The organism is Gallicola sp. Sow4_E12, from assembly GCF_052116305.1.
Classification (GTDB): domain Bacteria; phylum Bacillota; class Clostridia; order Tissierellales; family Peptoniphilaceae; genus JBQKLI01.
In genome coordinates this window covers 141,524-152,323 of record NZ_JBQKLI010000003.1, presented here as the reverse complement: position 1 = coordinate 152,323, position 10,800 = coordinate 141,524, and the positions used below count along the sequence as shown (strand labels likewise).

Annotated in this window: 15 protein-coding genes; 1 reads left to right on the top strand and 14 read right to left on the bottom strand. The window is 36.4% G+C overall.

The window, feature by feature from the left end:
- Nucleotides 1-813 (top strand): IS256 family transposase (locus tag ACTQ46_RS02990; protein WP_441747399.1); only part of this gene is annotated, 813 nt, incomplete at its 5' end.
- A gap of 110 nt (nucleotides 814-923) precedes the next feature.
- Here ACTQ46_RS02990 and ACTQ46_RS02985 read toward each other — a convergent pair.
- The 14 genes from ACTQ46_RS02985 to ACTQ46_RS02920 all read right to left on the bottom strand — a co-directional run bounded on the left by ACTQ46_RS02985 (nucleotide 924) and on the right by ACTQ46_RS02920 (nucleotide 10,789).
- Nucleotides 924-1,409 (bottom strand): PcfB family protein, encoded by a 486-nt coding sequence (locus ACTQ46_RS02985; RefSeq protein ID WP_007894980.1) that lies wholly within the window; start codon nucleotides 1,407-1,409, stop codon nucleotides 924-926.
- Entirely contained in the window at nucleotides 1,402-2,229 is an 828-nt protein-coding gene (locus ACTQ46_RS02980; protein ID WP_441747398.1) for an ATP-binding protein, read from the bottom strand. The genes ACTQ46_RS02985 and ACTQ46_RS02980 overlap by 8 nt, the downstream gene beginning before the upstream one ends.
- Nucleotides 2,226-2,999, bottom strand: a complete 774-nt coding sequence (locus ACTQ46_RS02975) for a replication initiator protein A (RefSeq protein ID WP_441747397.1) — start codon at nucleotides 2,997-2,999, stop codon at nucleotides 2,226-2,228. The genes ACTQ46_RS02980 and ACTQ46_RS02975 overlap by 4 nt, the downstream gene beginning before the upstream one ends.
- Before the next feature lie 101 nt (nucleotides 3,000-3,100).
- The gene (locus tag ACTQ46_RS02970) at nucleotides 3,101-3,967 is read right to left on the bottom strand and encodes an AraC family transcriptional regulator (protein WP_441747396.1); all 867 of its coding nucleotides are present in this window, start codon (nucleotides 3,965-3,967) and stop codon (nucleotides 3,101-3,103) included.
- Nucleotides 3,968-4,109: 142 nt separating this feature from the next.
- On the bottom strand, nucleotides 4,110-4,580 hold the full coding sequence (locus tag ACTQ46_RS02965; protein ID WP_441747395.1) for a GNAT family N-acetyltransferase: 471 nt from the start codon (nucleotides 4,578-4,580) through the stop codon (nucleotides 4,110-4,112).
- A 112-nt stretch (nucleotides 4,581-4,692) separates the two neighbouring features.
- A complete protein-coding gene (locus ACTQ46_RS02960; protein WP_441747394.1) occupies nucleotides 4,693-4,974 on the bottom strand; it encodes a CD1845 family protein in 282 nt (93 codons plus the stop codon).
- Nucleotides 4,975-5,040: 66 nt separating this feature from the next.
- Nucleotides 5,041-5,841 carry an N-6 DNA methylase gene (locus ACTQ46_RS02955; protein ID WP_441747393.1) on the bottom strand — a complete coding sequence of 267 codons (801 nt, stop codon included), beginning with the start codon at nucleotides 5,839-5,841 and terminating at the stop codon, nucleotides 5,041-5,043.
- Nucleotides 5,842-6,079: 238 nt separating this feature from the next.
- A complete protein-coding gene (locus tag ACTQ46_RS02950) occupies nucleotides 6,080-7,195 on the bottom strand; it encodes a CPBP family intramembrane glutamic endopeptidase (protein WP_441747392.1) in 1,116 nt (371 codons plus the stop codon).
- Between the two features lie 278 nt (nucleotides 7,196-7,473).
- A complete protein-coding gene (locus ACTQ46_RS02945; protein WP_441747391.1) occupies nucleotides 7,474-7,905 on the bottom strand; it encodes a cell wall-binding repeat-containing protein in 432 nt (143 codons plus the stop codon).
- Nucleotides 7,906-7,911: 6 nt separating this feature from the next.
- Nucleotides 7,912-8,724: a hypothetical protein gene (locus ACTQ46_RS02940; protein WP_441747390.1), complete on the bottom strand. Its 813-nt coding sequence runs from the start codon at nucleotides 8,722-8,724 to the stop codon at nucleotides 7,912-7,914.
- 54 nt (nucleotides 8,725-8,778) lie between these two features.
- A complete protein-coding gene (locus tag ACTQ46_RS02935; RefSeq protein WP_441747389.1) occupies nucleotides 8,779-9,009 on the bottom strand; it encodes a CPCC family cysteine-rich protein in 231 nt (76 codons plus the stop codon).
- A gap of 21 nt (nucleotides 9,010-9,030) precedes the next feature.
- Nucleotides 9,031-10,005, bottom strand: a complete 975-nt coding sequence (locus ACTQ46_RS02930; RefSeq protein WP_441747388.1) for a hypothetical protein — start codon at nucleotides 10,003-10,005, stop codon at nucleotides 9,031-9,033.
- Nucleotides 9,987-10,187 (bottom strand): hypothetical protein, encoded by a 201-nt coding sequence (locus tag ACTQ46_RS02925; protein WP_441747387.1) that lies wholly within the window; start codon nucleotides 10,185-10,187, stop codon nucleotides 9,987-9,989. Before ACTQ46_RS02925 ends, ACTQ46_RS02930 begins: the two co-directional genes overlap by 19 nt.
- Before the next feature lie 296 nt (nucleotides 10,188-10,483).
- A complete protein-coding gene (locus tag ACTQ46_RS02920; protein ID WP_441747386.1) occupies nucleotides 10,484-10,789 on the bottom strand; it encodes a hypothetical protein in 306 nt (101 codons plus the stop codon).
- Nucleotides 10,790-10,800: the final 11 nt, after the last annotated feature.

Below are 10,800 nucleotides of genomic sequence, written 5' to 3'. Positions count from 1 at the left end.
TCAAAAATTGTTGAAGAACTGTGTGGTAAATCAGTTTCTAAGTCCTTTGTTTCTAGTCTGACTGAACAGTTAGACCCAATGGTCAATGAGTGGCAAAACCGCTCACTATCAGAAACAAACTATCCTTACTTAATGACAGATGTTCTTTATATAAAAGTACGAGAAGATCACCGTGTTCTTTCTAAAAGCTGTCATATCGCCATTGGTATAACTAAAGAGGGGGACCGTGAAATCATCGGCTTTATGATTCAAAATGAAGAGAGTGATGATACGTGGTCCAACTTCTTTGATTACTTAAAAGAAAGAGGCTTACAAGGTATAGAACTCGTAATTTCTGATGCCCATAAAGGCTTAGTATCTGCGATTCGTAAATCATTTACCATCGCAAGTTGGCAGAGATGTCAAGTTCACTTCTTAAGAAATATCTTTACAACGATTCCTAAGAAAAACTCTAAACCTTTTAGAGAAGCTGTAAAAGGAATCTTTAAGTTTATGGATATCAACTTAGCACGAGAGGCCAAAAATCGCCTAGTTGGAGATTATATCGACCAGCCGAAATACACAAAAGCTTGCGAGACCTTGGATAATGGCTTTGAAGATGCCTTTCAATACACTGTCTTGGGTAACTCCCACAATCGACTGAAAAGCACCAACCTTCTTGAGCGACTGAACCAAGAAGTACGTAGAAGAGAAAAGATCATTCGAATCTTTCCCAATCACGCTTCAGCTAATCGTTTAATTGGAGCAGTCCTTATGGACCTGTATGACGAATGGCTGAGTTCTACAAGAAAGTATATTAAGTTTGTCAAGTAAGAAACTATGGAAACATTGTATAGTATTTTACACAAGATTATGGACTTGACTTTTTTCTATAACAGTGAGTTTCCCAAAATTCTTATTTTCAAATGTTTTTAAATTACTTATCATAAGCTTTGCTCCTTATGTTTATTTTTAACTTTATCTTTGCTGATGGTATCCTTAGCCATGTCTTTAAACTTATTTATAGTCTTCGTTATTGAATCTTTTCTATCGGCCTTTCTTTCAGATTCCTTAACTGCTTTTTTAAATGCATGTTCCATTACTTTTATATCCTTAGATTGAAAAAACACAGAGTGGTTACCAGTTTCCTTATCTTTCATAACAGAAAACTTCACTCCGTGTTTATTTAAAATTTTCTTTAATTCTTTTAACTCAGGATCCTTTAGATTAATTTCTTCTAACTGTCCCTTTTTAACCATATCTTTTAGTTTTACTTCTTCTCCGTTATTTTTTATTACATTTTTCAAGCCTCCTTGTTCTTCTATTTGCTTGTGAACTTTCTTTAAGGCATCGAGAATTGCTTTACTTGTTGCTTTTGCAAGTCTTACTTCAAGATTAAGACTTGACCTAGATACTTCTTCATTAATCATCTATTCCACCTCCATATAAAAGTAACTCTTTGTATTTTCTTAACTTCTCTTGTTGGATTTTTCTTCTAAAATCTTCTCCCGTAACTTTAACTGGTATTGTCATTTCAAGTATTCTTGAATAAATCCTCTGATACTCAAGGTCAATATTAGGATTTTGAATAATTTCCAATGATAAGTTTGTAGTAAAAATTGTCGGCCTACCCTTTAAGTATCTTGAGTTTATAATGTTATATACCTGTTCTCTTGCGTAAGATGTGTCCCTTTCAATTCCAAGATCATCTAATATTAACAATGGAATATTAGAGAGGTTATTGATAATTTCATTTGAATCTAGCTTAAATGCAGATTTTTGTATTTGGTTTATAACTTGAGATAAATTCATAATCTTAACTTTAACTTGCTTTCTTTCGATTAATTCATTTGCAATTGAACAAGCAAGATAAGTCTTTCCACTACCAACATCGCCATAAAATAAAAGTCCAACATTGTCTTTCTTCATTTGTTCAAAGCTTTTGGCATAGTTGTAAGAAACCTTATAGGCTTGACCTTTTTCATTTAGGAATTTCTCAAAAGTATACTGGTGTTGGTTTGGCGATGAGAAGCAATCTCTTTTTAGCGATGATATTTTCATTAGTCTTTCTCTTTCTTCATTTTCCATATCTCTTTTTATTTCACATTCGCATTTAATTCTGGGAATAAACTTTGTAAATCCAAGGTCAACTAATTCTCCATCGACTCTTTTACCACATACCTTACAATAGATATGTCCATTTATTTCAACATCATTTTCTCTTAATGCAAAATCTTTTAAGCTTTTCATAAACTCTCTCCTATATCGTAATTCATTTTTTTTGTTGACTTGTCATTAACGTTTTTTGCCTGATCATTAAGATACCAATTGATTATCGTTGCCTTGTGATCCTGATAAACTCTGTTATTTGCTTTCATATACGACGACAATCTATCAATGTAGTCACTAATTCTGTTTCCCAACTCATTTGTTAAGTCCTTGTATTCTTCATCAGTCAAAAATATGTTTTTATATATTCCATAAGACTTTTGCCCTTTATTAAAATCATTATTTCTTAACTCATTATTACTAATATTGTTATAGTTACCTTCCGATTTTCGAAAATCTTGACTTTCGATATTCGAATCTCTTGAATTTCGATTATCGAACTTCTGGAATTTTGTTTTTCGAACTTCTTGATTTTTTAATTCCATATTATTAAATATGCTCATAAAATCTTTAACATAAATTCTGTTAGGCTTTCCAAGTCCTTGTCTTTTCTTCTCAATAAGTCCTATTCCCGACTTAATATCAAGTTCAGTTATTAATTTATTTGCTTTTTCACTTGCACAATTAAATTGATCTTTTATACTTTCAATTGTGTAGTAAATAAAAACTTTTCCGTCTTCATCTATCCAGCCATTTTTATATGAAAGACCCATTCGATTAAGCATATATGAATACAAAACTTTTGCTTCAATAGAAATGCTCTCAAAAATCTCATCTTCCATTAATACCATAGGTAACCTAATGAAGTTATACATTTCAGATTGCCTATTATAAAAATAATCAAAATTCATTCCTACCTCCTTTCTGTAAAATAAAAAAGACGACAGAATTATTATTTTCTATCGCCTTATATCCTCAATATCTAATTTTATTTAGCTCGACAAGTTGGTTTTTAAGCTTTAGTTATCGGAATCCACAGCTCCATTTTATAGTCTTTGCTATGCATATCACCCTCATAGTAGTATTCAAAGTCAGGTTTTCCTGAATGAACATAGCCATGCTCAGGAAAGAATACTTCCATTGCATATTTCCACCCGTTATGAATACAATCCGGAACACTTCCTGTTAACTCTACAACGGCATATTCCGCTTCTTCAAATTCCAAAACCTCCAAGCCCATGCCTCTTGCTTTGTCTACATCATTAACAATATAGCCTGCCATATAGTTTATTGTATTGGTATCTAAAACATCATAATTATCAAGGTCTAAAATATCATGACAAACGCCTACACTTTTACCGCTTCCCAAACTCACAAGCTCATCGTGGCTATATTTTTCATATAGCTTATCCCAAATACTCGGACATAATGATGAATTGATGTTTTGTTCATTGATTCCTGCAACTGTAAATGCTTTTTTCTTTTGAATTGTAATATTCATGCTTCTTCCTCCTCTTACACTTAGTGCTAATTGCACCCTTGAAACTAATTTAAATGGTTTCCCGTTTCTCACCTCTGAAGGAGTAAATCCATGAAAATTCTTAAAAGCAGTTCCAAATGAATCCGATGACTCGTATCCGAATTTGAAAGCAACATCAATAATCTTTTCATCCGTATCTCTTAATATAACGGCTGCTTCCGTTAATCTTCTACTTCTTAAATATTCTGAGAGCGTTGTTTCAGTCAGAATAGAAAACAAGCGACTGAACATTGAGTACGAATATCCCGATAACTGAGTTACTTTCTTTTCATCAATCTCATCATCAAGAACTCTTTCAAGGTAATCAATCGTTTTGTTAAACGACTTGATAATATTCATTTCGATTCCTCCTTTCTTTCGGTTTATTTTAGTATAGAGGAAATTTTCTTTTCTTACCCTACAGTATTCGTACAAGTTTTATAGCTTTCATCTCTTAGAAACCTATAGTTCGCTAGCTCGATAAACTGGGATTTGTCAGACACTAAAGTTTACAAACCATAACATAGTCCTCTTCATTTTCACGAACAACTTCAAAGCCTACCTTTTTATACATACTCACTGCATAGTTTATCTTTTGAACAGATAATGACACTTGCTTATATTCTCTCTCTTTCAAAGTCAAAAGAATTTGTTTCATAAGCTCTGTTCCAATACCGAAATTTCTATATTCCTTGAGAAGTGAAATAGACAGAGATGGCATTGACTCATCAACATAACCATAATCCTTGATGATACGAGTCCATACCGCTCCAATTACCTTTCCACCAACTTCCGCAACATGACATATATCATCTTTCTTTCCAAAATTCGAAATATATATCTGTAAGTCGGGATGCTCTATAATATCTTTAGAGGGAGCTTGTACTCCTTCCGGAATAAAAATAGCCTCATATAAGAATGTATCCAATAACTTAATTTCGTCCTGTCTTAATTCTCTAATAATATACTCCATGTTTATCTCCGATCTATATTCTGTAAAAATATTTATTTTAATAAACCGGTAGTCATTCCACACATACTATATCTCCTTACTTTTCAAGTTAGCTCCAAAACTTCTAATTTGTCTACACCGCTTTAATCTTCTCATTTATCAATTCAATAAATGCTATCACAGTTGCTCCTATCATCGGAAGCCCATAAGGACTAAATAGGAAACCGATGACCAAGCCCGATATACCTATTCCGACTTCTCCTTGAATGAAAGATGCTAACGCCCCAAATATGCAGAATACCATAACAATATACAGTAATGCTGTTCCTATACCAAGCAGAAATGTCAGAAAAGCAGTCAAAATTGATAGGACAAGATTAATCGGAAATAAGATAATTTTTAATATCCATCGCATACACCACCTCTTTTTTCTCTTTGGCTTATGTGCTGCTTACAACCATTATTTTAGTCGATAGTGGCTCTAAGCAACACATAAACTACCAGTTTCTTCAGTTTGTAACTTTGGTAGAAGCTTCAACACCTTTGATTTTACTGAACTATTTGCCTCTGTCATTATTATGACACGAGACCCAACTGTAGGGTCATAGATAGACTTTATAGAAGAGGTTTTTACTACCATCCTTGCCATAACTTCGCTTACCTGTCTTGGCGTATAGAACTCCCCTGCTTTTTTCCCAGATTCCATGGCGAACTGTCCGATAAGATACTCGTAAGCATCTCCTAGCACATCGCCCTTCTGAAGAGAAACCATGTCAAGATCCGCAAACAATAGAATTAAAGCTTTTATATTCTTGCTTCGTTCATTTAAATTACTGCCTAGTGCTGTATCTGACAAGTCTAAAGTAGAACTGGAAAACAAACCTTTGAAATCGTTTGAATCTCCCATTCCTGTAATCGTTCGTTCGAAATTATTTAAACTGTCTGTGACCTTTTGAACTTCGAACTCTCCTGCATTAATATCTCTTATCCAAGTCTGATAAAGATATTCTGGAAGTACATAATAGCCTAGAATATCTTGAATTACTTCCTCTACATCTTGACCTTCCCTTTCATGACTTTTTTTATATTCCTCTATTACTTCTTTCTTTGAAGCCGATTCCATCCCAAGGATTGATCTAAATGTATCTATTGTCTTGTCGCTTAAAAATTTATAGAACATTAATCCCAGCATATAATCTTTATAACGGCTGGCATCCATAGAGCCTCTTAACTCATTCGCCCCGTCCCATAATCGTCTTTTTATTTCATCTGATGTAATCATTTTTACTCCTTATATATTAATTTGTTTCTTTATATGTAAAATAGTCTAGATATTTTTATTATACCATGAAGAAAAAATAGCACTAATATTATAAAACAGGTAAAACCAGAGAAAAATCTCAACTAGTTTTACCTGTTTATATTAAGGATTAACTTATTTAAATAGATTCAGAGAAGAGTGTTCTTAAAATTATCGAAACTTGTTAAAGCACTTTTAAAATCAGCTTCTTAATGGAATTTTACTTACTAACTTGTTTTCCACTATCAATCTTCCTATACTCAGACACTCTTCCAGGGCTTTCATCTTCCTCAGTATCCTCTGGATTCATCCTCTCTTCTTCTGCCCTTTCCTCTATTGTCTTCATGCGGTACTCGTCTTTTTTCATCCATTTTGTAAACATAAAGGGTCCGAAGAGGACAGCGCTTAGTCCAAAGAGAAGCAGTATGGATTGTATCGAATAGATGTTGTTTTGGAGAACTGAACTTGATACGTCTTCCACGAAGAATAGGACCATATTATTATTCAGAAAATGGATCAAAGCGGCTGACCAGGTAGACTTGCTGTAGTTAAATGCGAATCCTAAGAAAAAGGAAAGGGTGATGCAGTTTACGATTTGATTCATGAAGCTCATGGCGCCCATTCCGTCAGCTGAGTAGTAGAAGAGGTTTAGAGGAAGATGCCATAATCCCCATACCAGTCCTAATAAAAAGATTCCTTTCCACATTCCAAAGTCTTTTTGAAAGATAGGCTGAAGATAGGTTCTCCATCCGTATTCTTCCCCGAAAAAGGGCATCATGGTGAGCAGGAAGTTTGGGATCAGCATGGCTGCCAGTCCTAGGTTTCGAGTTTGAAGGAGGGCGTTTATTTCATTCCATTCTCCTGTTATACCGGCATAAATGAATATCCTTGCAAAATATAAAACAACAAAGATAAGCGCCGCCAGCAAGACCCGCTTTATACTCCCTTTATCCAAACCATAGGCTCTATTGTTTTTCTTTTGATTTATAAGCATTATCCATAGGACAACAGAAAACGCTACCATCACAAGACTAGAATAACTCAGCCATTGATTCCCTGGAATAAAGAAGCTGATTATCGTTAAGGCGAAAAGAATCAGCACTCCTAAAAGATATGTATAATAGAATTTTTTAGGGAGATTTGGATCTGATTTTCTTGTCAAGAGCATGGCGATCATCACACCCGCTGCAGGCAGATGCATTTGGAAATTCGGAAAAATATTAATATCGATTCCTTTCTGCTTTGCAAAATAAAGGGGGATTCCCATTATGTAGGTGATTCCAAAGGCAATCAGTAAAAAGATTGTCCTCTCTTTTGTAAAAAACTTTTCTTTCATAGTTCCTCCTAAATTATCAATTTTTTTGCCGAAAAAGCGGGCAGCATCTAAAGAAAGCGGTAAGCCGTAGATTGTGGGCTTTTCCCCTTCTTTATAATATATAATTATATTATCATAAATTATAAAAAGACAGCTTTTATTTTGTAATTCTTGATCTCTTTTTTATCGGCAAAATTTTAATTCTTTTATTCTGCAGATCCTCATCCCCAGCAAAACTTTAAACAAATAACAGGATAGAGGGTCTCCATCCTGTTATTTCTTTTGCTTTAATGCAGCTTTTAGTTGGATACTCTTTCAATATTTTCTATCTCTTGAAAAACCTCTGTACTTACTGCTGCTTCTCCTCCGACGATAATAACATCCGATCCGCCAAGACCTTCTAGATGATGTTTTGTACTTTCTGGAAGAGTCTTCGAATCTGTCAAAAGGATTACTCCTTTATATCTTCCTGCAAGATTCGCAGCTGCAAGGGCATCGGGATAATCTTTTCCATTTGCAATTATTGTGGTTTCTGGACCTTCTTTAAAATAGTGCCAGTAGTCCATCGCCACCTGTACTGCGGTTTCATATCGGTTTTTACCAAAGATACGGTAAGGGCGGGAGATTATGTTTCCATCTTTATCATATTCCCACACATTGCTGTAGTCGGGATTATCATCATAGCTGTGCTTGATGACTTTTACTCGTGCTTGAACTGGTTCATAACTCACTATCTATCACCTTCTATCTTTAACAATTTTAATCTGCCCGTGCTCGTCAAACTCTGTACCTTCGGGCAATACACTCACCTGACATTCGCAGTGCGGGTGCATGATACCTAGAACTGGCTGCCACGCTCCTACTTTCTTGCCATAGTTTGTGCCATTCTCTATCAATTCAGACAGCTTGAATACTTTTGGCGTTCTTCCGTCTTTTTCTAGATAATGTTTCTTGCAATGGTCGCAAGCATCGGGGTTCGGCCGTTTAAACACTCTCGTATCCGGGCCGAGATTACTATATGGGCTTGTACCCTCTAGAATCTCATGGGCTATCGCATGCTGCTGTGTGTTCACCGTTTCAGCTCGAACCACCATATCCCAATCTTGTCGCACGTCTTTCGTAATTTCCCGCAAAATAGAGGACATCTTTCGTTTTGGCAGTGTCTGCTCGCCAAATACGGTTTCTAGTACTTTAAAGTCACGCTTCAAGTTTTCGATACTCGCACGAGTAATTCTTGATTTAGCCTTTTCTAGTACTAAAGCCATATCCTGCTCTACTTCCATAGCGTGGATACTCGTAAAGTCTTTGCCTTTCGGGGTTAGCTCTTCAAAAAACTGTTCTAGAATCTCTTTCGAGATTCGAGCTTTCGTTCTCCCTTTCAGCCTCCCGCTCTTATAAGCATCTTCTACTAAGGGCTTAAGGTCTTTTGGAATCCCCAACCTCCTAGCCATTGCGGGATCAATCGTTCCGCCCGATGGCAACTGCTGTAAGACTTTGATGTATTTATCTATTATTTTTTGAATTTCTCGTAATTTCTGTCTTTTAGTCACCTTACCACCTGCTTTTATACATTAAAAAATCAACTAGCTTGCTGCTAGTTGATTTTATCTTAAAGGTTTCCCTTGTTTATAGGCTTCTATCGCATCTACTAAGTCTAGTGGATTCGGTCCGCCATCTATATTCACAATTCCTGTGTTCTGCCACGAGCATACTCGGCAGATATCCTCTACATAAACTGGATTTCCGCATACAGGGCACGCAATAACTTCATCTCCTGTAAATTGTCCTTTGTGTTTAGGTAATTCCTCACGTGGCGTTAACTTTAGTCTTTTCATAGCCCCTCCTAAAAGTGTAGTTTACCTTGCTTCCCGTGGCTCAGGCTCAAAATTGCTCTTATAATCAGCAATTTCATCTCGTACATAGTTTATTTTCCGTCTGGGTTTAAACATCGTTCGGACTCCGCCTCCTACCAACTTCACAAAGGTATTTGTAGACTCTTCATAGATAATTCTAGCATTCCCATTCGTATAGATAGTGACATCTTTAGACGGTTTCTTTTGGGCCATTTCTCGAATGATGGCTAAGTACTTTTCATTATCGTGCCTGCCTAGGTTAAATTCTTCAGCATAGGTTTTTGTGTGATATAGCCAACTATCTTTTACTTTAAATCCTATATTTGCCATATCTACCTTGTCCCAATTATACGTGTAAAGTTTAATCCCGTCAACGTTTTGATTCTTTGTCTTGTTAGCGGGCTCAAAATTTTGGATAATAAAATCTTGGATGTTGGTTTCGATTTGATTATCCGCCATAGTTTGGGCAATCTCTTGTACGGTAAAGGTTCTATTCGTGCCTTTAAGTTTAAATGGAGTCTTTTCAGTCATCTTAACTCCATACGCCCGTCCTAGATCCTTTGCTGCTTTTTCCGCAGCGACACTAGGGTCTTTCCATCTAGAACCGTTGTAGCCGCCTCGTTTAGTGTCATGAATAACCATCTGCACTAAGACAAGCCCTGTCGTGTCGAGCGGCCCTCTTGTGCCTTTAGAAAGATTAGGGCTGTAGACCCGTATGGGGCTTTCCTCTAGGGGTATTATATCGGATTCCGATTTCTCGGTACCGTACAGCACGTCTAGGATATCTGTCATCATAGCCTCCATGACTCTATCGTATAGATTCAAGGAGTACTTTCTAAGCGTATTCAGATACGCATCTTTCATTGATTTTACTCTATTTTGTTTTCTTTTGCCCCGTAGCTTCGATAGGGCTTTCTCGAGAATATCTTCGGGTTCAATCTCTTGATCGTCTGAATATTCTATTCTGATTCTGTGCATTGTCTGCACCCTCCTTCTGACATAAAAGTAAGCTCGAAGTCTAAATCTCCGTAGTCAAACACTTTTATGCTCTTTAAATCAGATATTTCAGTACATACCCCTTTGTAGGCCTCGGGCCCGTAAGCATTTAGGGTAATATCTACGTCCTTATCTAATTTCAATACCGTATTAATAGCCTGCATTAGTAGACTCGCTGCTTCGTATTTATTCACGTGGACTACACCTCTATATTTTCCATCTTGTACCCTTGACTGACTTTAAGCCCATAGCTTGTTAGATTATCCACCCCTATAAGTGCATAGGACAGGCAGCAAGCCAAATGATCTGGCCCTTTGCGGGTAGCAATTTGATACACTAACCCGTCTTTGTCTTGATCGAGTATTTGTACGTTTGCTAAATGCTCGGCCAATAATTTTGTGTAGTGTTCTTTCCACGAGTAAAAGCCGATTTGATTGGTTTTAACCGATTGTAGTGCTCGTTACATTTTTGAAGTTTTATCCACTGAAACAAGTCGTTTTCGCCTATTCCACTGGTCGATAAAGTTTTTTACACTGTAGGGATTCGTTGAGGTTTCCCATTTACAAGAGTAGAAAGCTTCGGGGAAATGCCTAAATAATTCTGCGTTTTTGTCTGCTCCATATCCTGCATCCGCCACGATAATGTTAGGTCGATAGGGCTTGATATGGGCGATTACCTGCTTTACATCGTGTAGTGGGTGTGTTTCAGCTCGCTGGAAACTTCTCGCCGATACAACTTGTAAAGAGTAGTCTGCTCGAACGCCCATGACAAGAACCC